This window comes from Paraburkholderia phytofirmans PsJN, from assembly GCF_000020125.1.
Lineage (GTDB): Bacteria > Pseudomonadota > Gammaproteobacteria > Burkholderiales > Burkholderiaceae > Paraburkholderia > Paraburkholderia phytofirmans.
This window is the reverse complement of record NC_010681.1, coordinates 2,701,407-2,722,520: the sequence shown is the minus strand read 5'-3', so window position 1 is coordinate 2,722,520 and position 21,114 is coordinate 2,701,407. Positions and strand designations below refer to the sequence as shown.

Annotated in this window: 18 protein-coding genes; 12 read left to right on the top strand and 6 right to left on the bottom strand. The window is 59.2% G+C overall.

Going from position 1 to position 21,114, the window contains the following annotated elements; translation table 11 throughout:
• Positions 1-202 precede the first annotated feature (202 nt).
• The 11 genes from BPHYT_RS11960 (at position 203) to BPHYT_RS11910 (ending at position 13,469) form a co-directional block, all read left to right on the top strand.
• On the top strand, positions 203-1,678 hold the full coding sequence (locus BPHYT_RS11960; RefSeq protein ID WP_407669191.1) for an efflux transporter outer membrane subunit: 1,476 nt from the start codon (positions 203-205) through the stop codon (positions 1,676-1,678).
• A 34-nt stretch (positions 1,679-1,712) separates the two neighbouring features.
• Entirely contained in the window at positions 1,713-3,026 is a 1,314-nt protein-coding gene (locus tag BPHYT_RS11955) for an HlyD family secretion protein (RefSeq protein WP_012433409.1), read from the top strand.
• Positions 3,027-3,130: 104 nt separating this feature from the next.
• Positions 3,131-4,684 (top strand): DHA2 family efflux MFS transporter permease subunit, encoded by a 1,554-nt coding sequence (locus BPHYT_RS11950; protein WP_012433408.1) that lies wholly within the window; start codon positions 3,131-3,133, stop codon positions 4,682-4,684.
• A gap of 208 nt (positions 4,685-4,892) precedes the next feature.
• Positions 4,893-5,900 (top strand): bestrophin family protein, encoded by a 1,008-nt coding sequence (locus BPHYT_RS11945; RefSeq protein ID WP_012433407.1) that lies wholly within the window; start codon positions 4,893-4,895, stop codon positions 5,898-5,900.
• A gap of 111 nt (positions 5,901-6,011) precedes the next feature.
• Complete coding sequence (locus tag BPHYT_RS11940) at positions 6,012-6,815, top strand: hypothetical protein (RefSeq protein WP_012433406.1); 804 nt, start codon at positions 6,012-6,014, stop codon at positions 6,813-6,815.
• A 241-nt stretch (positions 6,816-7,056) separates the two neighbouring features.
• A complete protein-coding gene (locus tag BPHYT_RS11935) occupies positions 7,057-7,836 on the top strand; it encodes an acetoacetate decarboxylase (protein ID WP_012433405.1) in 780 nt (259 codons plus the stop codon).
• A gap of 18 nt (positions 7,837-7,854) precedes the next feature.
• Positions 7,855-8,637, top strand: a complete 783-nt coding sequence (locus tag BPHYT_RS11930) for a 3-hydroxybutyrate dehydrogenase (protein ID WP_012433404.1) — start codon at positions 7,855-7,857, stop codon at positions 8,635-8,637.
• Positions 8,638-8,647: 10 nt separating this feature from the next.
• Positions 8,648-9,919 carry a DUF3734 domain-containing protein gene (locus BPHYT_RS11925; RefSeq protein ID WP_012433403.1) on the top strand — a complete coding sequence of 424 codons (1,272 nt, stop codon included), beginning with the start codon at positions 8,648-8,650 and terminating at the stop codon, positions 9,917-9,919.
• 180 nt (positions 9,920-10,099) lie between these two features.
• Positions 10,100-11,104, top strand: a complete 1,005-nt coding sequence (locus BPHYT_RS11920) for a DedA family protein/thiosulfate sulfurtransferase GlpE (protein WP_012433402.1) — start codon at positions 10,100-10,102, stop codon at positions 11,102-11,104.
• A gap of 584 nt (positions 11,105-11,688) precedes the next feature.
• Positions 11,689-12,315, top strand: a complete 627-nt coding sequence (locus tag BPHYT_RS37240) for a TetR/AcrR family transcriptional regulator (RefSeq protein WP_167315747.1) — start codon at positions 11,689-11,691, stop codon at positions 12,313-12,315.
• Between the two features lie 491 nt (positions 12,316-12,806).
• Positions 12,807-13,469, top strand: coding sequence for a response regulator transcription factor (locus tag BPHYT_RS11910; protein WP_012433400.1), 663 nt, complete (start codon positions 12,807-12,809; stop codon positions 13,467-13,469).
• A gap of 44 nt (positions 13,470-13,513) precedes the next feature.
• Here BPHYT_RS11910 and BPHYT_RS11905 read toward each other — a convergent pair whose 3' ends face one another.
• The 5 genes from BPHYT_RS11905 to BPHYT_RS39635 form a co-directional block, all read right to left on the bottom strand.
• The gene (locus BPHYT_RS11905; protein ID WP_012433399.1) at positions 13,514-13,888 is read right to left on the bottom strand and encodes a response regulator transcription factor; all 375 of its coding nucleotides are present in this window, start codon (positions 13,886-13,888) and stop codon (positions 13,514-13,516) included.
• A gap of 238 nt (positions 13,889-14,126) precedes the next feature.
• Complete coding sequence (locus BPHYT_RS11900) at positions 14,127-15,164, bottom strand: LysR family transcriptional regulator (RefSeq protein ID WP_012433398.1); 1,038 nt, start codon at positions 15,162-15,164, stop codon at positions 14,127-14,129.
• A 696-nt stretch (positions 15,165-15,860) separates the two neighbouring features.
• Positions 15,861-16,361: an Ohr family peroxiredoxin gene (locus BPHYT_RS11895; protein ID WP_012433396.1), complete on the bottom strand. Its 501-nt coding sequence runs from the start codon at positions 16,359-16,361 to the stop codon at positions 15,861-15,863.
• 369 nt (positions 16,362-16,730) lie between these two features.
• Entirely contained in the window at positions 16,731-17,603 is an 873-nt protein-coding gene (locus BPHYT_RS11890; protein WP_012433395.1) for a hypothetical protein, read from the bottom strand.
• Between the two features lie 31 nt (positions 17,604-17,634).
• Entirely contained in the window at positions 17,635-17,793 is a 159-nt protein-coding gene (locus BPHYT_RS39635) for a hypothetical protein (RefSeq protein ID WP_238535593.1), read from the bottom strand.
• 366 nt (positions 17,794-18,159) lie between these two features.
• Here BPHYT_RS39635 and BPHYT_RS11885 point away from each other — a divergent pair, with 366 nt between their 5' ends.
• A complete protein-coding gene (locus tag BPHYT_RS11885; RefSeq protein WP_012433394.1) occupies positions 18,160-18,732 on the top strand; it encodes a YbhB/YbcL family Raf kinase inhibitor-like protein in 573 nt (190 codons plus the stop codon).
• 115 nt (positions 18,733-18,847) lie between these two features.
• Here BPHYT_RS11885 and BPHYT_RS11880 read toward each other — a convergent pair whose 3' ends face one another.
• Positions 18,848-21,037 (bottom strand): TonB-dependent siderophore receptor, encoded by a 2,190-nt coding sequence (locus BPHYT_RS11880; protein WP_012433393.1) that lies wholly within the window; start codon positions 21,035-21,037, stop codon positions 18,848-18,850.
• Between the last annotated feature and the right edge of the window lie 77 nt (positions 21,038-21,114).

Genomic DNA, 21,114 nt, shown 5'->3' with positions numbered 1-21,114 from the left:
GCTGTTTGCGCTAGCGGAAGACGGTTGCCGTGATTTCGCGGCGCCGGCTCTTCGGGACGTTCACCGGCTAACGCGCGCTTTGTGTCGCCAACTTCGGGGCGAGTGCACCACGCGCTTTTCCACGCGGAACCGCTTAAGCAACTATCTGATGGGCAAGAGAATGAGCATTCAGTCAAACGCGAGACGGCGTGCATCAGGCGCAATGAAATCGGCGCTGTCTTTGATCTTCACGGCGGCGCTGTCGGCTTGCGTGAACTATGCAGGCATCCATGGCGAAGCGAAAACGGCCGACCCGCAGCAGTTTGCAACGCGGCAAAGCCTTCCCGCCGAGCAAGGCCATTGGCCCGCAGCCAATTGGGCTGACCAGTTTGGCGATGCGCAACTGAGCTCGCTGATCAGCGAAGCATTGAGCAGCAACCCGACGCTCGACCAGGCGCGTGCCCGCGTGGCGGCCGCCTTCGCCTACACCGAGACGGCGAAGGCGAGCACGATGCCGCGTGTCGACGCCAGCTATTCGCTCACTCGCGAACAGTTGTCGAATACGACTTTCCTGCCGCCTCCGTTCGGCGGCTCATGGCAGACGGAGAACAGGGGCGTGCTGGGCGCTTCCTTTGATCTCGATCTGTGGGGCAAGAACCGCGAAGCGCTGAAAGCGGCAATCTCGCAGTCTCAGGCGAGCCAGGCCGATGCGGAAGTCGTCAAGCTGACATTGACCACATCGATTGCCCGCGCCTACAACCAGCTTGCGCGCCTATACGTGCTGCGCGACATCGCGCAAAAGGAAATCACACAGCGCGAGCGGATCGACCGCATTACCGCAGGGCGAATTGCGACAGGTCTCGACACGGAAGTGGAGCGCAAGACAGTGCATGCCAATCTTGCGACAAGTCGCGCCACTTTGAAATCGCTCGACGGACGAATCCTCACGACACGCTATCAGATCGCCGCGCTGCTTGGCGCGGGTCCTGATCGTGGTTTGCAGATCTCACGCCCAACGCTCGGCTTGGGCGACGAAGTGCGTCTGCCCGACAATCTGCCCGCCGATCTCGTGAGTCGCCGCCCGGAAATCGTGGCCGCGCGTTGGCGCATCGATGCGATGGCGCACGACGTGAAAGAAGCGAAAGCGGAGTTCTATCCCGACATCAACCTCAGTGCCGCAATCGGGCTCGATGCGTTCGGCTTCGGCCGCTTTCTGACGGCGGCGAGCCGCACGGCGTCGGTCGGTCCGGCCATTCACCTGCCGATCTTCGACGCAGGCGAATTGCGCGCGCAGCTAAAGGGCCGCTACGCCGACTTTGATTATGCCGTCGCGGCCTACAACCAGACGCTCGTGACCGCGCTGAACGAAGTCGCCACGCAACTCGCGGACGTGCATTCGACAGATGCGCAACTTGTCGATGCGCAGGCCGCGCAGGAAGCGGCCCGCCAAGCCGATGAACTCGCGCTTATTCAGTACAAGGCCGGCCTCACGAATCAACTGACCGTCCTTAACGTCGACTTGAACGCGTTGTCCGCCGATCAGGCCGTCGCGAATCTGCGCATGAACCGCCGGGATCAGCAGATTGCATTGGCGTCCGCGTTGGGCGGCGGTTTCGTCGACGAGCCGAACGCAGCCCCCGCGGCGGCGCCGCGCGCCAATGCAACGGCACCCGGCGCGCCGGTCGTCGCTGTGCGCTGAGCCGTTACCCACCGAATCCGCCTGGAGAATTGAAGTGAGCGAAACCAACACAACGGAGCGTCCCGAGGGCCGCGCGGCGGCCGCGAAGCATGAAGCGGCAACGGCAAACGGTGCTGTTGAAAACGCACCCAATCCGCGCAAGCGCAAGGTGCTGCTCGCGCTGCTTGGCGTGGCTGTCGTCATGTCGGCGGCGGCCTATGGTGCTTACTACATGACCTATGCGCGCTATCACGAATCAACCGACGACGCATACGTCAGCGGCAATCTCGTGCAACTCACGCCGCAGGTCACGGGCACGGTCGTCGCGGTGAACGCCGACGATACGCAGATCGTCAGGGCCGGCGACCCGGTGGTCACGCTCGACGTTGCCGACGCGAAGGTCGCGCTCGGCAACGCTGAAGCAAACCTGGGCCAGACCGTGCGGCAGGTGAGCAGCCTGTACGTGAACAACCATTTCTACGCCGCGAATGTGGCGCAGAAGCAATCCGATCTGGTCCGCGCGCAGGCCGATCTGCGGCGCCGCCAGGGCGTCGCCGATATGGGCGCCGTATCGGCCGAGGATATCGCGCACAGCCGCGACGCCGTGACGGCCGCACAGGCCGCCCTCGACGCCGCGCATCAACAGGCCGAAGCTAATCGCGCGCTGACCGATCTCACCACGATCGAACAGCATCCCAATGTGCAGGCCGCCGCGTCGAAAGTGCGTGACGCCTATCTCGGCTATGCGCGCAACACGTTGCCCGCGCCCGTCACCGGCTATGTCGCGAAGCGTGCGGTGCAGGTCGGGCAGCGCGTGTCGCCGGGCACGCCGTTAATGGCGATTGTGCCGCTCGACGGCGTGTGGGTGGATGCGAACTACAAGGAAAACCAGTTGCGCAATATGCGCATCGGTCAACCTGTCACGCTGACGGCCGATGTGTACGGCGGCAAGGTCAAGTATCACGGCCGGGTGGTGGGGTTCTCCGCAGGCACGGGCAGCGCGTTTGCGAGCTTGCCTGCGCAGAATGCGACGGGAAACTGGATCAAGATTGTCCAGCGTCTGCCCGCGCGCATCCAGCTCGATCAGAAGGAACTCGAAGCGCATCCGCTGCGGATCGGCCTCTCGATGGATGTCGACGTGGATACCCGCGACAACACGGGCCCGCAACTCGGCGCGGCGACGAAGACGTCGTATCGCACGGATGTATTCGCCGAATACGGCGCGCAAGCCGATGCGGAGATCGAGAAGATCATCGCGCGAAACATCGTCCCGTTGCATGCGGGATCCACAGGCAACGTTGCATCGTCGATGCCATCCGCGAAGCGCGAGGCAGGCGACAGGAGCAGCACCAGACAGCGCGCGGGCTAGACGACCTGCCGGAGCGCGTCTCGCCGCGGCGTTCCGGTTCATTCAGTAAGCTGGCGGGCCGCGCGACTACGCGGACCTGTCGAAAACTTCGGACTGGGAACGAGATGAATCCCTCGACGCAACTTGCACCGCCGCCGCTGACAGGCGGCAAACTGGTTCTCGCGACACTCGCCGTCGCGCTCGCGACGTTCATGAACGTGCTCGATTCGTCCATTGCCAATGTGGCCATTCCAACCATCTCGGGCAATCTCGGTGTCTCCGTCGACGAAGGCACTTGGGTGATCACGCTATTCTCGGCGGCCAATGCCGTGGCGATTCCGCTTACGGGGTGGCTGACGCAGCGTGTTGGTCAGATCAGACTATTCGTGAGCGCGATCCTGTTGTTTGTATTCTCGTCGTGGCTGTGCGGCATCGCGCCGAATTTGATCGTACTACTCGCGGCGCGCGTATTGCAGGGCGCGGTCGCGGGCCCGCTGATTCCGCTCTCACAGGCCATTCTGCTCGGCTCGTATCCAAAGGAAAGAAGTTCGACGGCGCTTTCGCTCTGGGCGATGACGGCAACGGTCGGGCCGATTGCGGGTCCGGCGCTGGGCGGCTGGATTACCGACAGCTATAGCTGGTCGTGGATCTTCTATATCAACATTCCCGTGGGCCTGTTCGCCGCCGCCGTGACCTGGATGATCTATCGGGACCGCGACTCGTCGACGCGCAAGCTTCCCATCGACAAGGTCGGCCTGCTGTCACTGATCGCATGGGTCGCGTCGCTCCAGATCATGCTGGACAAGGGCAAGGATCTCGACTGGTTCAACTCGCCGGTGATCTGCGTACTCGCTGTCGTTGCCGGCATCAGCTTCCTGTTCTTCCTGATCTGGGAATTCACGGAGAAGAATCCAATCGTGGAGCTGCGTCTTTTCGCAGGGCGCAATTTCCGTGGCGGCACGATTGCGATCTCGGTAGCGTACGCCGTATTCTTCTCGAACCTCGTGATCTTGCCCCAGTGGATTCAGGGCTATCTCGGCTATCGTTCAGTGGATGCCGGTCTCGTGACGGCGCCGCTCGGCATCTTCGCGGTGCTGCTCGCCCCCGTGATGGCGAAGATCATGCCGAAGTCCGACGCACGGGTACTCGCGACTCTGGCGTTCCTCGGTTTTGCGGGCGTGTTCTTTATGCGTTCGCATTACACAACCAGCGTCGATCCCTATACCCTGGTGCTGCCGACGCTGTTGCAGGGCATTCCGATGGCACTCTTCTTTACGCCGCTCACCGCGATCATCCTGTCGGGACTGTCGCCCGAGAGGATTCCGGCGGCCGCGGGCCTGTCCAATTTCGTGCGCGTATTCGCGGGCGGCGTCGGCACGTCGTTGATCTCGACGGGCTGGAACGACCGTACGATTCTGCACCATGCGCAACTCGCCGAACAGTCGAGCGTGAATAACCCTAGCTACATGAGCGCTATTGCGAACCTCCAGACGATACTCGGCGGCAATCTGGAGCAGGCCACGGCGTTTTTCGAACGTTCGCTGAATGCACAGGCCGCGATGCTCGGGCTGAACGATATTTTCTGGCTCTCTTCACTGATTTTCATCGTGATCATTCCGCTGGTCTGGCTGACGAGACCCGGCAAGGTCGATGGCGGCGCGGCGGCCGGCGCGCACTAACGGCTCTCGATCTGCTAGTGGAATTCGATGTGACCCGCGGAATTGCGCAACGCCCGCCCGAATCAGATGAGCGCCAACCGGTCGAGCGTTGCGGATGTTGCCGGTAAAAAATCCTTGCAAAGGCGCGCTTGCAGATCGGCGCGCCCGACGTCGTTTTGCACGGCGTCATTCACTCCCATTTCGGCAATTTTCTTGTCTTCAACTTTTCATGCATCTAGGAAAATCATACAAATTGTCCGAGTTTCTGGTCTGGACCAGAAGGCAGATCTACGCGCTGTTCCTGTGGGGATCGGTACCGGTCGTTCTTTATAAAGCCCTGGGGCTTTCGTGGCTGTCCGTACCGCTGAGTGTCGTTGTTCTGCTCGGTACGGCCACATCGTTTATTGTCGGTTTCAAGAACGTTCAGACCTACAATCGGGCGATGGAGGCGCAGCAGATCTGGACCTCGATCCTGAGCGCCAGCCGACTCTGGGGCGTCATAGCCCGGGATTTCCCTATGGATGCGGAGGTCTCGAAAGCACTGGTGAACCGCCATCTGGCATGGCTCACGGCACTGCGTTACGAGCTCAGGCAACCGCGTGTATGGGAAAGTGCGGACAAGCCATTCAACGCCGAATACCAACGCTTCTACCGTATTCCCGAGCGTGCGGTGGCAATCCAGGATCTGCTCCCGTTGTACCTGCCTCCCGAGGAGACAAAGCAGGTGTTGTCGAGTGCGAATAAGCCCACACAGGTTTTAAGTCTGCAAGGTGCGGCTATTTGCCGACTGCTTGCTTCCGGAAAAATCAGCGTTAGCTTCTACATGGAATTGGAAAGAACACTCCGGGATCTGATCGACCAGCAAGCGAGCGCTGAGCGACTCAAGAACTTTCCTTACCCGCGCCAGTACGCAACCATCAATACATTGTTCGTGCGGTTTTTTTGTCTGCTTTTCCCGTTTGGCTTGCTTCAGGAGTTCAACAAACTTAACGACGGCGTGACCGGGTTCATGCACGGCAACATGGTTTGGCTCGTCGTGCCGTTCAGCGTGGTCGTTTCGTGGATGTACACCACGCTCGAGCAGGTCGGGGACAGCACTGAAAACCCCTTTGAAGGAGGCGCCAATGACGTGCCGATTTCAATGCTTTGCCGGACTGTCGAACGCGAACTCAAAGAGATGCTCGGCGATGTGGAAATGGCTCCCACACCGGACCACGAGACTACCGTCGTGCTCTAGATTGGAAGTGAATGGAATTGCGGAGGCGACGGTGTGCGCGCGTTTGGCGCGCGTCCGGATCGAACCGGAGTGGCTTTGCAACAGCCGTGTTGGAATGCGAGGAGTACGGTCATGTTTAAACCGAGATCCAGACGAACCTTATGCAACGTCACGCGTGGGCTCGTATGTGCGCTGATGCTGACGGAAGTCGGAACACCAGCGAACGCGGTAACGGCGATGCGTGCGGCAGACATGGCGCCCTCCAATGTCGCCCAATCCGCGAGGTACCCAGTTGTAGGTGACGATCCCGTTGTCGTTCGAGATAGGGTGGTGAATCAACATGCGCATGCCGAGCCGCCTTCCTTTGGCAATCGCGTTCTGCGCCTGGTCCACCTTCCTGTAGGTGATGAGCGATCCCATCACGACTCGACGGAGTCCGGACTGGCTGACGATTTCACGTTTGTCGTACCCGTCCGGTATGGAATACGGTATCAGGCGGACAAGCACCGGTTGACGGTCAACGTCGATCTGTCCGGTGACGAAGATCCAGCAGACATTCTGATCAAAAGAACAGTAAGCGGACTAAGCGGACGAAAGCTTGTGGTCGCACCCGAAGCGCGGGCCAAGGGGTTCATCCAGCAAGTCGACGTAATCGAACTCGAGTCAGGCAAGAGTAAGAAGACCACGGTTCGCGGAAGCGTGACGCTCTCACCGGCCGCATATGCGGAAACGGAAGGGGAGTACGCGATTGCCATCACGGGACATATGGTGCCGCCGTATTTCAGCGATCAGATCGATCATCGCGATCCTACGGATGACGAACCAACCGATATCACGACCAGAACTTCCCGCTTATACGTTGATATCAGCGCCATCTGGCTGATAAGCGCACAGCGAAGCGTGGTGCTGTCGAAGACGCTGCATCTGTCGAAGTAGCCGGAACAAGCAGCATTGCTCCAATGCGGATGATCGTTTCGTCACCGCGTGAACGGGTTTGCGCGTCGCGCTCGACACGGTGGTGCATCTTCGTGGTGTCGTCGATTGTTGCGGGTCCGACAACATGATGATTTCGTTCACGGGGCTACTGGAGTTCGCCAACCGCGCCTACGATTTGTCCTGACAGCGGCCGAAAGTTGACCTGCCGATACGCCGCACCTCACTAACCGGGACACGATCCATGACAGAAGAAGATATCCGCAAGAACGCGTTTGCGATGCCGGTGCACAACCCCGCCTATCCGCGTCCGCCGTTCCGTTTCGTCAATCGGGAATACTTCATCATCTCGTATGAGACGGATATGAATGCGCTCGAGGCCGTTGTTCCCGAGCCGCTGATGGTCGACAAGCCGATCGTTCACTACGAGTTCATTCGTATGCCGGATTCTTCGGGGTTCGGCGACTACACGGAAAGCGGGCAGGTCATTTCCGTTCTCGACGCGGATGGAAATCGCGCCAATTTTACGCACGCGATGTTTCTGGATGACGAAGGCCCCATCGCCGGCGGACGGGAAATCTGGGGGTTTCCGAAGAAACTCGCTTCGCCCAAGCTATGCGTCGACGGCAAGGACACGTTGCTCGGCACGCTCGACTATGGGACGCAGCGTATCGCTACAGGAACGATGGGCTACAAGTTTCGCGCACTCGATACAGCCGCGGAATGCCGCAAGCTTGCCGACACGCCGAACTATTTGCTCAAGGTCATTCCCCATGTCGACGGATCGGTGAGAATTTGCGAACTGGTCCGCTTCTTTTTACGCGATGTCGAGGTTATCGGCGCGTGGGAAGGTCCGGCAGCGCTCGAACTGAATCCGCACGCTCTCGCGTCGGTCACCGATCTGCCCGTTCGCAGGGTTATCGGCGCACGTCACGTCATTGCCCATCTCACACTCGATGTGGGTGAGGTGGCCTATGACTATCTTGCTCCCGCGGAGTCGATGAAACTCGCGGTCAACCAGTAAAACGTTCACGGAGAGAATATGGCACTGAATGATAAGGTCGCGCTCGTTACGGGCGCGGCAAGCGGCATCGGCGAGCAGTGTGCACGAAAGCTCGCGGCAGACGGCGCGACAGTCGTGATTGCGGATCTGAATCTGGTGAACGCGCAGAAGGTGGCTGAAGATATCGTAAAGACTGGTGCTAAAGCCATTGCTATCGGTATGGATGTGACCAGCGAAGAATCAGTCAATGCCGGTGTGGCTGAAACGGTGCGGCGACTGGGCAGCCTCGACGTTCTCGTCTCGAATGCGGGCATTCAGATCGTCAACCGGATCGAAGAGTATCCGTTTGCCGATTGGAAGAAGATGCTTGCGATTCACCTCGATGGCGCGTTTCTCACAACCAAAGCCGCTATCAGGCACATGTACGCCTCCAAAAAGGGCGGCGCGGTGATCTATATGGGCTCGGTACATTCCCACGAGGCGTCGCAGCTCAAGTCCGCTTACGTGACAGCCAAGCACGGGCTTCTCGGTCTCGCTCGCGTTGTCGCGAAGGAAGGCGGTCCGCATGGCGTACGCGCGAATGTCGTATGTCCTGGCTTCGTCAGGACACCGCTGGTGGATAAGCAGATCCCTGAGCAGGCCAAGGCTTTGGGTATATCCGAGCAACAGGTGGTAAGCGACGTCATGTTGAAAGACACCGTGGACGGCGAATTCACGTCGGTCGACGATGTCGCCAACACGGTTGCATTCCTTGCCGGGTTCGAGTCGAGCGCGCTCACCGGCCAATCGATCGTGGTCAGTCATGGCTGGTTCATGCAGTAAGGAGACCGTCATGAATGCGAGTCAGCGTGACGAGCTATTGCAGCCTTCAAACCTGAAACTCCCCTCGTATGACGAAATCGGACTCGTGCTACAGGGAGGCGGTGCCTTAGGCTCATATCAGGCCGGCGTATATGAAGGCCTGGCCGAATCCGGTGTCGAGCCCACTCGCATCTCGGGCATTTCCATCGGCGCACTGAACACGGCGATCATCGCCGGCAATGCACCCTCGGATCGAGTAGAGGCGTTGCGCGGTTTCTGGAACACGATCAGCCAGCCGTTGGATTTCTTCTCGCATGCCAGCGCGCGCGTTCCGGCGTGGCCGGGATTTGAAGACATAGGCCGCAGATGGTCAAGTGCGTGGGCTGCGACCCGTACCCTGATGGAAGGTCAGGAGGGCTTCTTCTCACCGCGCGCGCACATGTCTTTGGCGCCGCTCGGCAAAAAGCGCCCGGACCAAATCAGCTATTACGATACGTCCGCATTGCGTGAAACGCTCCTGAGATACGCAAACTTTGATCGAATCAACAACGGCAACGTTCGCGTGTCCGTTGGCGCGGTCAACGTGCGAACGGGCAATCTCGTCTACTTCGATAATTCGGCAATGCGGTTGGCCCCCGAGCATTTCATTGCATCCGGTGCTCTGCCACCGGGTTTTCCGGCCGTCGAGATCGATGGAGAATTTTACTGGGACGGCGGACTTGTCTCCAACACGCCGCTCACCGAGATTATCAAGGAGTGTCAGCATAAGGACACACTCGTTTTCCAGGTGGATCTATGGAGTTCTCGCGGCAAATTGCCCGGCGACTTTCTGGACGTCAGCGAGCGTACCAAAGACATTCAGTATTCGAGCCGTACAAGAGCGATCACCGCCTTTATGTCGCAGCAGCAGAAACATGCGCAGATGATCAAGGAACTGCTCGAGCACGTTCCAGAAAACATTCGGCTTGCCCACCCGTTGCTTCGCGAGGCGCAGCAAGTGGCGGACGGCGGCGCGGTAAACGTCGTACACCTGATCTACAAGAACAAGGCGTTCGAGGGGCATTACAAGGACTATGAGTTCAGCAAAGGTACGATGCGAGAGCACTGGGCGAGCGGGCTCGCGGACATCCGGCGTTCCTTCCGACACCCCGAGTGGTTCGACATTCCCAGCCACGAGACTGGTTTTGTCACGCGTGACGTTCACCGCTATCGGCAGGATCATGACGATCTCGCCGGCCCGGTGAAAGACATTGCGCCGCAATCAAAGAGGTTGGCCGAGAAAGAATTATCAGGTGCGAAGTAGCGCCTATCGGATCTCGTCGTGGGGCGTTTATTTTGACTCGTCAGCAAAAAATGAGTCGAACGCCCAGACCTCGACGGGCAGGATGCGAGTCAGTGCCGGGCTCGCTTCAGGCAGCCCGATCCAAGCGAAGCGATAATCGATCGTCAAGACGGGTACACGTAAGCCGGAAGGGAGAGCATCATGTTGTCGAATGAACTGATCGCACGGTATGGCGTGCTAGTCGTATTCCTGAATGTTCTGGGTTCATCGCTTGGCCTGCCACTGCCCGTCATACCGACATTGATCAAGGTTGGCGCAGGCATTGCCCTCAATGCACACGGTGCGTCGCCCATGCTCCTGCATTTCGCGACAATAGTCGGCGCGGCTGTGGCTGGTGGCGTGCTGGGCGATCTGGTCTGGTTTCAGGGCGGCAAACGGTACGGTGAAAGTACGCTTCACATGGTTTGCAAACTGTCGCTGTCGCGCGAAACCTGCGTCCGCAAAACGGAGTGCTTCTTTGGACGCTGGGGAGTTCGTGTGCTGATCGTTGCACGATTCCTGCCCGGCTTATCGCTGGTTGCCGTGCCGCTATGCGGTGCGATGGCAGTCAGGTTGCGTTCTTTTATTCTGTACGATTGCGCCGGCGTGGCGCTGTGGGCTTCGGCTGGTTCGACCGTCGGCGCACTGTTTGCTTCGCAGATCGACGGTGTTTTCGCGTTGATCTCTCATTTCGGCTGGGATACGTTGCTCGTGATTGGCATCGCGCTGGTGCTCTATGTAGCGTATCGGTACGGCCGCAGAGTTCTGTTGGCAAATGCGCTCGAGAAGGCGCGGATCAGCGTGGACGAGTTACATGCTTTGCTGGCCAACAAGCCGCGACCCATCGTATTCGATATCCGCTCTGCCGAGCGCAGGATGCTCGATCCGTTTGTCATTCCGGGTGCCGTCCTTGTAGACGAACGGAGACTTCAGCAGATCGTCGAGAACTATGGGGCAAACCGGACTCTCGTCATTTATTGCTCGTGTCCAAACGACGTGTCGGCGGCGTGGATGGCCAAGCGGTTGCGACGGGCCGGAGTCAAACTTGCATTGCCGCTTTCCGGTGGCATCGGTGCCTGGCGCGACGCGGGCTTCGACGTCGATCCGATGGCGGTGGAAAGCGACGCTGCCATTAGTGGAGAAGGGGAGAAGCTTTTCGCGCATTAATTGGTTTGCGGCGAATCTATTTTGGTGTGCGCCGATTATGCGCGCTTGAAAAAGCCGCGGACCATATCGCGAATGCCAGCATGGGTGCGTCCAAGCGGCGCAACCACTATGCCGCGCGTTTTCCATGTCAGCCTACTTGGCGCGCCCGACTTCGCGGTAATTGGCAATCGCCGGGTTTTATCTTACTGGGCCAAGCTCCAGGCTGTGAGGCTCTACGCTTAAAGCGCCTATATAAGGATCAGATTCAACCGGCGTCATCGCTTTCTGTCGCGATTCCACCATTCATTTTTTTCTCGATGCATCTCGTGCGGCGAAGTCCCATTGGCAAAGGCGAAGCCGTCGCCGGGTTCTTGCGCAGGGCACTACTCGAGCTGAATCCTCAGTTTTTTCGGCGGCTCGATCCGTCAGAGACTTCGTTTCCTGTAATAGCATAGCGCCGAGTTTGCGTTGAAGAAGTGAGTTTATTTTTGATCGTGACTAGAGGCGCGGCAATGAGGCGGAAAAACGCGAGCGTATCGCAACCAAGAAAGTCACCCCGCCAGGCTCGCTCTGCAAGCACACTCGAAACGGTGTTGGAAGCAACGGTGCAAGTCATTCTGCTAGACGGTCCGAAGAAGCTGACGACCACTCGAGTAGCCTATCGTGCCGGATTTTCTGTCGGCACCGTCTACCAGTATTACGCAAATAAAGATTCGCTTCTTTATGCTGTCGTGCAGCGACATTTGCAGCGAGTGGCAAATGCAGTCGAGGCCGCGTGTCTTGGGCTTCATCGATGTTCACTCGACCGAATGGTGGCCGGCTTTGTCGACTCGTTCTTTACGGCATCGACGGCACAGAATCTGGAGGCAAGAGCGTTCTACCTCGTCTGGCCGGAACTGGACACCGGTGAGCTGGTTCAGGAGACGTATCGTCGACTCGAGTCGGCAACCGTTGCGATGCTGGCGAGTTCGAGCCGCCTGGAAGGCGAACAACTGCCGGTCGTTGCATTCATGCTGACTTCAACACTACTGGGATCGACACGTCTTGCCTTTGAGCAGCATGCGTCGGATCACCTGATGCAGCTGCTTCGCAAGCAATTGACGACGATGTGCGGCGCTTACGTGTCATCGATAGCATCAGGACAGTCCGCCTTGAATAAATGCGGAAACGAGACAGGTGTTAGCGCTGCCGCGCCGGAAGAAGTGAGCATCGACGTGCGCGCATCGAGCTGAAAACACGGACGATGGTACAGACGCAACCTTGATGAGTGAGCAGGCGACGCGTCGCGCACGCCGTCCTCCACGCACGTTCCCTCTTTTGGCTGTCTGCCATGCTCGCTTACCTGATGCAGTCCAAGGGTAAACGCGAGCCGTTGTGCAAGCCAGCATTTTCCCGTTTAGCGAGGTAGCTGCAGGCAGCGTGGTCAAGGCATCTTGCCTGCTGCGGTGCCGTAGGCTCCGTCCTGCGGCGCAGCGGGTTGCAAGACCATGGAATTTAGGCGGCTCGTTCGCGTTAAAGCACACAGGTGCCGCGCTTTGATACGGGATTCGTATTGAAGAGCAAGACTAAATCATTACACTCTCAGATGGGCGCGCTAGCTCAGAGAGGCGTTAAGGTTCTATCGTTCACCTGATACGCGTTTCGCTTGGCGTCGTTTGCCGCCTGGCTGATGCCCGTCCACTCCGGTTAGCGCCGCGACTTTCCTGTTTCACAAGGAGCCGAAATGCCTTCGGACCCGAATTCCAATTCGACGAAAAACGGCGGCGATGCATCCGTTGTCTACGTCCTCGACGACGAGGAGCCCATGCGGCTTGCGTTGAGTGCGCTGCTGCGCTCGATCGGCCTGAGTGTCGAGACGTTCGCGTCATCGCGGGAGTTCCTCGCTTTTCCGAAGCACGGTGGACCGAGTTGTCTGATTCTCGACGTCAGACTGCGCGGCGAGAGCGGCCTTGCGTTTCAGCAGGAACTGGCGGGGAGCGGGTTGCATATGCCGATCCTGTTCATCACTGCCCATGGCGATATTGAAATGACAGTCAAAGCGATGAAAGCCGGCGCGGTGGACTTCATTCCCAAGCCGTTTCGCAACCAGGACTTGATCGATGCTGTAGATCAGGCGCTCAAGCGCGACCGTGAACGGCTTGATGTCGAGCAGGCGAACGGTGCGCTGCGCGCTGCCTACGAGTCGCTTACACCGAGGGAAAAAGAAGTGATGGGCTTCGTCGTGATGGGACTGATGAACAAGCAGATTGCATCGGAAATGCATCTTAGCGAAATTACCGTCAAGATCCACCGAGGGCAAGCGATGAAGAAAATGGCGGCACGCTCCGTTGCGGACCTCGTTCGCAAGGCGGAAGCACTGAAAAATGAACCACACGCCACACGATAGTTGGTTAACCTGTGCGGAGGCTAGGCGCCCGGCGCGGGTAAGCGTCACGCTTTGCCGCAAACGCGCGCCAGCCAACCTGTGATGGTGGTCGCATCCACCGGTTTTTCTAGAAACGCATACGCACCGTTGGCGCGAGCTCGTGCCTCGAGTTCAGGGGTAGGGAATGCCGTCACCAAGATGATCGGCGGCGCACAGCCGCGTGACAGCAGGCGCTCGTGCATTTCGACGCCGGACATACCAGTCATTTGCACGTCACAAATCAGACAGGCCAGACGGCCGAGGGCGTCCGCGGCTTGCAGAAAGTCCTCCGCGGAAGCGAAAACGCGCGTTGGCCAGCCCACGGCGCGAACGACGCTCGCGGTCGCGCAACGGACGGCCTCGTCGTCGTCGACGATGCAGACAACCGGGTTGGTATCCAAAGCTCAGACCTCGACTGTCGCGCGCGAGGCCGCCGGCTCGGCAGGCTTGCGCCGTGAATGCTTAATCGTTACAGACTAGCCCGGAAGCGGTCGGCGCCAAATCATACAGACGTATGGGGCGTGGCGGCGCGTCTTGACTTCGGGTGCGCGCAAGCACCAGGCCCGCCCACGTTGCGCTGAAAAGTGTTGCGACAGTCGCAGACTCATCGCGTTGGCGCGCATAGCCGCCAGGACAGCTTCAGGCCGCCATTCCCGCTGCCGATGGTCCGGTTGCTTCAGCATTAAAGCCGCTCAGGCAATTCAGATCGAGCGCGCGGATCTGCTCGGTCATAAAGTCGATAAAAACACGGATGCGCGTGGGCAAGTGCCGTCGGCTCAGATAGCAGATGTAGTGCCCGCCATCGTCGGGCACGTGCCTCGCCAGCGCCACGACGAGTTCATTGGCGGCAATGTGGTCGCGGATCTGGTAGCCGGCCATCTGCGCAATGCCCGAGCCCTGCAGAACCGCGTGTAAGACCAGGTCGGCATCGTTCAACGTGAGGCGGGCAGTGGGCAGGTATTTGCGCACGTGGCCGTCTACCTTGAACTCCCACTCGAACACCCGGCCGCTGGAGAGTCGGAAGTTGATGCAATCATGCTGGCATAACTCGTCCAGCGTTTGCGGCAGACCGTGCGCTGCCACGTAAGATGGTGCGGCGCAGAGCGCCATCTGCATCGGAATCAGCTGCTTGGCGATGATGCTCGAATCCTCGATGCGTCCACTGCGGAACGCCACGTCGATCTGCTCGGAGGCGAAGTCCATCGGCCGATCGTCGAGCAGCAGATCGACGGCGATGTCGGGATAGGCCTTGACAAACTGTTCCAGCAACGGTCCCACCACTTTCCTGCCGAAGCCGACCGTCGAGCTGATGCGCACCAGGCCGCGAGGCGGTCCCTCGCGAAGCTCCAGCATGTCGTTCATGGCCTCCACGAGGTGCGAGACACCCTGGTGGCAGTTCTCGAAGAACCGCTGGCCTTCACGCGTCAGTTGCGTGCTGCGCGTGGTGCGCAGGAATAGCCGCGTGCTCAACTGCGTTTCGAGCTTCTGGACGTTGCGGCTCACGGCCGATCTGCCGACGCCCAGACGTTCGCCGGCCTTGGCGAAACTGCCCTCGCTCGCCACCGCCATGAAGGCCATGATGCCTACGTAGCTCGCGGCAATACTGGTGGACAGCGCGTCAGCGCGATTCGGCAAGCCGATTCGAAAGCAGCGTTCCGATGTGTCCGATTGATTCATTTTGCTTTCCAAAAAGGAGAACTGATGCGGCCCGCTGTACCGTTCGCCGTGGCATTCCTGCTGCCGTCACGTGTGCTTCGGTGTCTCGGGCGCGACTGCAGGCTCCCTTTTAATGATGGTGTGTGCGGCGTCGGATTGTGGACGCCGCTCTTCGTGCGAGACTGGAAGCGATTTCGGCGGGCAACACCGGGTTTTCGCACGACTACCAATCTATGCCCTGGGCAGCGCAAAAAACATTCAACAAACGGCTGGTTTTGTACCTACGAACAAGTGGGGACCCTATACCTGGATATGAGCCGTCGGACATATTTCTGACACAGCCAGACGTAGCAGCTCCGCAACCGGGTATTGGCATTGAGGCTGCAAAGAGTGTTAGGAATGAGGACTGATAAGGGGGACACTGCCGAGCCGCGCTCGCGTTGAGCAGCGATGACCGGCGAAGCCGGCACAGAACGGTGCTTGAAAACACGGTACCGAGCAGAATGACGAAGTGAAGCGGTGCACGAACGAAGCCACACCTTGCAATGACGGTTCTCGCCGATTGTCATTGACGTCGAGCGAATGTGAAAACAGCAAACCGGCAGATACAACCGACGATCGGCGTTTGCAAGGCCTTTCGTGCGAGAAGCCCGGTCACGACGATGCCAGACCGCGCGGAACGCTCCGCAGACCCCGGCGAAAGAAGCGCACGCGGAGTCAGTCAACAACGGTCACGATATTGACGGTTCCCTGTCGGGCCATTTTTGCATACGGACACAGGCGCTCGGCATTGCGAACCAGTTCTTCCACGCGGTGTCGCTCAACGCCCGGCATTCGGACCCGGATATCGATAGCTAATGCATAGCCTCCATCGACCGGATCGCGACCGAACGAAACCTGCACCTCTACGACAGTATTGCTGATCTCCATCGCAGCGCGACTTCCAAGCAGATTCAGCGCCCCGTGAAAGCATGCTGCGAAGCCCGCGGCGAACAACTGTTCGGGGTTGGTCCCGGTGCCCGGTCCGCCCAGCTCACTGGGCAGCCGCAGATCCAGAACGAGATTTCCGTCATCTGATCGGGCCACGCCCGACGCGCGGCCATGCCCCGTCTCGCCACCGGAAACGGTGACAGTCGTTGTGTACAGGGACTCGAAATCCTGGCCGCGATACCGGTCGAGGAGGGAAAGCGGTGGTGGTTGCAGCTTGTTGTTGTCCATGATGTCTTCTCGAGATCGGTGACTCGCGTTCTCTACTGTCCGCCGCCCATTCGTCGAAACCTACGGTGTCAGCGCTGAAAGATGGTCAGGACGGCATCATCTCCGAATCACGGCAACGCGCGTCATTTTATTCAGGTGTTCACGGACAGCGCGATGCGTGGGTGAATCTCCGGAGGATCCCTGAGTCAATAGTAGTCGGGCGCAAATCATGGCGATAGTGCCGCCGGCGGACTCGCGGTGTTTCCGGATTAGCACCAATCCAAATCAGCAGATGAAAGCGGAGTACCGTCGCGGTGGTTGCACGAGTAGGCAACCGCCGCTGCTCCCAGCCGGTCCGCTTCAAAAGCAATCATCACGAACGCCGATGCGTCACATGACCCCGGCTAGCCACAGCGCGACATTTACGCAATATCGATGGGTGTCCCGCAGCGCCTGCGGCTGTTCCCGCATTCCTCTGCCGGGCGGTTCAGTGACGAAGCATGGGCAACCGAGTTCGGTGGCCCAGTTGTAGTCGGCGAAATGATGAAAGGTGCTTTGGGCGACCGCGGGGCCTCCGCGAATCGACGGTTCGAACGCGACAGCAAGATTGAAGAGTTTCCCCGTCACCTTGCTTTTGCCTTGTGCGATGACTCGAGCATTTTCGCCATCTGGCGCGCAGACGGCGCCCTCGTGGGGGTGAGCCGGTAGGAAGCGGATCGAGCCGGTTGGCGAGTCAGGGTCCGTCAATAGCGGATGCGCGGGTGCGACGATCGATACTTCCTGAAAGTCGCCGTTTGCGCCCGAGTGAAAATTGGGCCAGGAAATGTGTGCCGAGTACGGGTCATCGATCATGCGTCTCGACTGGTCGGGATCCAGATTGCGCGTGTGAAAGTGGTGTGCATTGCCCACTCCGCCCAAACTGCAAAGCGAGCTGCCCAGGTCCATGTGATCCCTGGTCGCCAGCAAGCCACGACCGGCCTCCCGGAATCGTGTAATTCCCGCGCAGTCCTCGGAAGTCAGTCCGTCCCCTTCGTCGACGGCAAACAGCCACAGTTGATCGAATTCGCTCTCATCGAGTCGAGAAAGAATAGGGTCCGGCTCTCCGCGCGGCTCGCGGTCACGAGCCACAACGTTGAACGTCACCTGCTCCTTGGGATCTCGATAGGTCCGCAATAATTCGGTCAATAGGCTAAACCGGGCTATCGACCAGTCGTCAGCTGTAAATGGGATGGTCGTTTGGAGCAGGATTTGAATGGTACGCATGATGGTCGGTCAATTGAATCAATCACGTCAATCAATCAGGGAGCACTAGCGGTTGCTTAATGAGCATTGCCGTCGATGGCATCGACTCACCTTGGGACGGTGCGGCAGCAACTTCGTGGCCGTCCCGCCGCAGAACGGTCATGACTTGTGAGCCTGCCAGGCCTCCACCGCCGATGACGATGATCTTCATAACCCGTTCTCCTGCATTGGCGATCGAGACGACCCTCGCATGTGCGTCTCGCCGACTCGACGTGTCCAGAGCATGCGCGATATACACGTCGATATCGTAGTGCGGATGCCGGATGTTGCGATAGTCTCGCGGACGGTTACATGGTGTTGCCCACCCCGCACCAATCAACGACGCAGCTCGCCGCCTCCAGCGGGCCACTTATTCGAACAGCCGCACAGCCAATATTCGGAGCAGCTCCGTTGCGCTGGTCAGATTTGACGTTGCACTAACGACAACGTAGTGGTTCCCCGAATCGATCTTCCAGACCGTACTGTTGATAGATAGCGTGGGAGCATTCCCACTGACCTATCTCTCACGGAGGTTGATATGAGGTCGACATTCTGTCTTCGTACGACGCTTTGCTATTCGGCGTTAATTGCGATGATGCCGGCGATAGCGATCGCAGCGCCATTTACCGTCAAGGTCGATGATCTGAATCGCGGCCAGTTCGCAAACGAACAGGTGTACGGAGGATTCGGATGTCACGGAGCTAACGTATCCCCGCACATTTCATGGTCCAACGTTCCGCGGGGAACCAGAAGCATTGTTGTAACGATTCACGACGTCGACGCGCCGACAGAGGGACTCGGATGGACTCACTGGCAAGTCGCGAACATACCGGCGTCGGAGTCGTCGCTTGAAAAGGGCGCTTCGGGTACGGCCAGCTTGATGCCAACCGGCGCCGTCGAAACCTTGACGGATTTTGGCGAGTCCAAATACGGCGGACCCTGTCCTCCTCAAGGAGAATCGCATCGTTATGTTGTGACAGCATCTGCTCTCGCTGTCTCGCATATCGATGTGAGTTCGGCATCGAGCGCTGCGCTCGTCGCTTATCAGATGCATGGCAAGGTTCTCGGCAGGGCGCAGTATGTTGCGAAATACCGTCGGCCGCCGGGCTGAAGAGAGTGAGTGCAAACTGGCCTGAGCGCGCTCGATGCATCTTCGAGTAGGCGTGAAAAAACTATGACAGTGCCCTTGAAGGTTCGCTCAAGTCAGCGCAACAATCGAGGGTGCTTTACTGCCAGCTGTACTTTGCGTTGGCTAGCAGCGTTCGCCCATTGCCGAATGCGCAGACCGAGTACGATTGGCAGCCGCTGATGTAGTGGCGGTCGAACAGGTTCGCCGCGTTCAGCATGAAACGCCAGTCACGCATCTGATAGTGGAGTGCCGCGTCGTACAACGTATAGCTTGCGACCGTCAGCGAGTTGTCCGGCGCCCCCGCGGACGCGCTCTGGTAGCGAATCCCACCGCCGATCCCGAAGCCCGCGAGCGCTCCTGTATGCCATGTCCAGTCGGTCCACAGCGACGCCATCTGGCGAGGGCGGGGAATGTCGACCGGCCAGTTGTTCAGCGACGCGTCGTTTGCCTTTACGTTTTTCACGTCCTGATAGATGTACGACGCAATTATGGACAACTCGCGCGTCACGTTTCCGACCGCGCTCAGTTCAATGCCGCGTGAACGCACCTCTCCCGTCTGCACGGAAGACGTTCCCGTGGGATCGAGATTCGTCGGCGCCGGTGTTACGACGTTCGTCTGGTTGATCTGATAGGCGGCTGCGCTCAACATCAGGTTCTTGCCGGGCGGCTGCCAGCGCAGGCCGGCCTCGATCTGTGTGCCGCGCGTCGGCTCGGGCAATCCGCCACCGAACATCTTCACGCCGATGACCGGATTGAACGAGGTCGAATAGCCGATGTATGGCGACAGTCCGTAATCGCCCTCATACGTGAGGCCGACGCGACCGGAAAACGCGCTGACATCCTGTTTCGTTTGCGTACTGGCCTCGTGGTCGTCCAGATGCGTGTCGACCCAATCCTCACGGCCGCCGAACGTCAAGGTCCAGCGATTCCATTTGAGCTGTTCCTGCGCGTACACGCCGAATGTGTTCATCGTGGTGTACTGGTCCTGGTGGCCGAGCGACGCGGGGCTCGAGAAAATCGCACTCGTGACCGGTGTGTAGACCGGATTGTAGATGTTCAGCTCCGGCGCCAACGCGAGCCACACGCTGTTAATCGTCGTCTGCCGGTTGTACTGAAAGCCGAGCAGCACAATATGCTCGAGTTGGCCGGTACCAAAACGTGCCTGCGCGTTGTTGTCGATGTCGAAGCGGCTGTAGTTGGGCTGAAACAGCCCTGCATAACGCGTGATATCGGTCGTGCTGCCTTGGGCAAGGCCGCCGCCAAAGACCGACGCGTCACTGAGAGAAAGGTGCATCCAGCGCAGGTTCTGGGTCAACGTCCAGATGGTATCGAGGTCGTGCGAGAACTGGTAGCCGAGGGACCACTGCTTCTTGCGGTAGTCATTGAATGTGGGGTCTCCCGTGTAGACGTCATGCGACAACTGCCCATTCGGGTTGGGCACTACGGTGCCCTGCGCGGGCAGGAAGTTATGCGAAATATCATTCCAGTCTTGCAGGTAGGTCGCCGTGAGCGTGAGGGAAGTGCCGGAATCCGGTCGCCAGCGAAACGACGGCGCAAGCGCGACGCGCCGGTCCGCATTCGGCCCGGTCACCGCGTTGCCGTCGCGCGCGTCGCCAACGAAGCGATACGCGTACTTGCCATCGGCGTCCAGCCTGTCGCCGATGTCGAACATGATCTGCTTGCGCGCAGAGTTGCCGAACTGCACATCCGCCTCACGCACGCGCTCGCCGTCGGCTCGCCTGGTTTGCACGTCGACGATCGCGCCCGGATCTCCTGCTCCATACAGAACCGATGTCGGCCCGCGTAGCACAGTGATGCTGTCGATCATGTACGGGTCGACGCGCCAACTCGCGATGGGCGTTGTATTCGGCGCTTGCAATCCGTCGATGAACAAGGTGGGTGTAAAGCCGCGCAGCACCGCATACAGGTCTGTGCGGCTGTCGGATCCAAACGATGCGAAGCCTGGCACGTAGCGCAGCGCCTGATTGAGGTCGGTTGCGCCAGTCATTTCAATCTGCTGCTCGGTGACGACGTTGATCGTTTGCGGGACTTCGGTGATCGGTGTGTCGGTCTTCGTGCCGGTCGCGGTGCGTTTGCCGACGAGCCCGACGGACGCCGCGTTTGCCGCGTCTTGCACTTTAATCTCCGACAGCGTGACCTCGGGTTTCACATTGTCGTTCGCTGATTGTGCCACCTGTGCATACGCATGACCGGCTGTCGCCGCGCAAAACATCCCGTTCACTGTCACTGTGATCGCACGCTGCCTTGCTGCGGTTGTCCACACCATCTTCTGCTGCTCCATTTTCTTGGCAGCCTGCTCGGCCGGCCCGTTTGTCAAAGAGCGGCAGCCGTCCGGCCGCCGCC

Bases quoted from the DNA above. Each gene is read 5' to 3' on its own strand.
- BPHYT_RS11900 (WP_012433398.1), bottom strand. From the start codon at position 15,164: ATGAATCAATCGGACACATCGGAACGCTGCTTTCGAATCGGCTTGCCG.
- BPHYT_RS11960 (WP_407669191.1), top strand. From the start codon at position 203: ATGAAATCGGCGCTGTCTTTGATCTTCACGGCGGCGCTGTCGGCTTGC.
- BPHYT_RS11935 (WP_012433405.1), top strand. From the start codon at position 7,057: ATGACAGAAGAAGATATCCGCAAGAACGCGTTTGCGATGCCGGTGCAC.
- BPHYT_RS11940 (WP_012433406.1), top strand. From the start codon at position 6,012: ATGTTTAAACCGAGATCCAGACGAACCTTATGCAACGTCACGCGTGGG.
- BPHYT_RS11885 (WP_012433394.1), top strand. From the start codon at position 18,160: ATGAGGTCGACATTCTGTCTTCGTACGACGCTTTGCTATTCGGCGTTA.
- BPHYT_RS11895 (WP_012433396.1), bottom strand. From the start codon at position 16,361: ATGGACAACAACAAGCTGCAACCACCACCGCTTTCCCTCCTCGACCGG.
- BPHYT_RS11890 (WP_012433395.1), bottom strand. From the start codon at position 17,603: ATGCGTACCATTCAAATCCTGCTCCAAACGACCATCCCATTTACAGCT.
- BPHYT_RS11930 (WP_012433404.1), top strand. From the start codon at position 7,855: ATGGCACTGAATGATAAGGTCGCGCTCGTTACGGGCGCGGCAAGCGGC.
- BPHYT_RS11945 (WP_012433407.1), top strand. From the start codon at position 4,893: ATGCATCTAGGAAAATCATACAAATTGTCCGAGTTTCTGGTCTGGACC.
- BPHYT_RS39635 (WP_238535593.1), bottom strand. From the start codon at position 17,793: ATGAAGATCATCGTCATCGGCGGTGGAGGCCTGGCAGGCTCACAAGTC.
- BPHYT_RS11950 (WP_012433408.1), top strand. From the start codon at position 3,131: ATGAATCCCTCGACGCAACTTGCACCGCCGCCGCTGACAGGCGGCAAA.
- BPHYT_RS11910 (WP_012433400.1), top strand. From the start codon at position 12,807: ATGCCTTCGGACCCGAATTCCAATTCGACGAAAAACGGCGGCGATGCA.
- BPHYT_RS11880 (WP_012433393.1), bottom strand. From the start codon at position 21,037: ATGGTGTGGACAACCGCAGCAAGGCAGCGTGCGATCACAGTGACAGTG.
- BPHYT_RS11925 (WP_012433403.1), top strand. From the start codon at position 8,648: ATGAATGCGAGTCAGCGTGACGAGCTATTGCAGCCTTCAAACCTGAAA.
- BPHYT_RS11920 (WP_012433402.1), top strand. From the start codon at position 10,100: ATGTTGTCGAATGAACTGATCGCACGGTATGGCGTGCTAGTCGTATTC.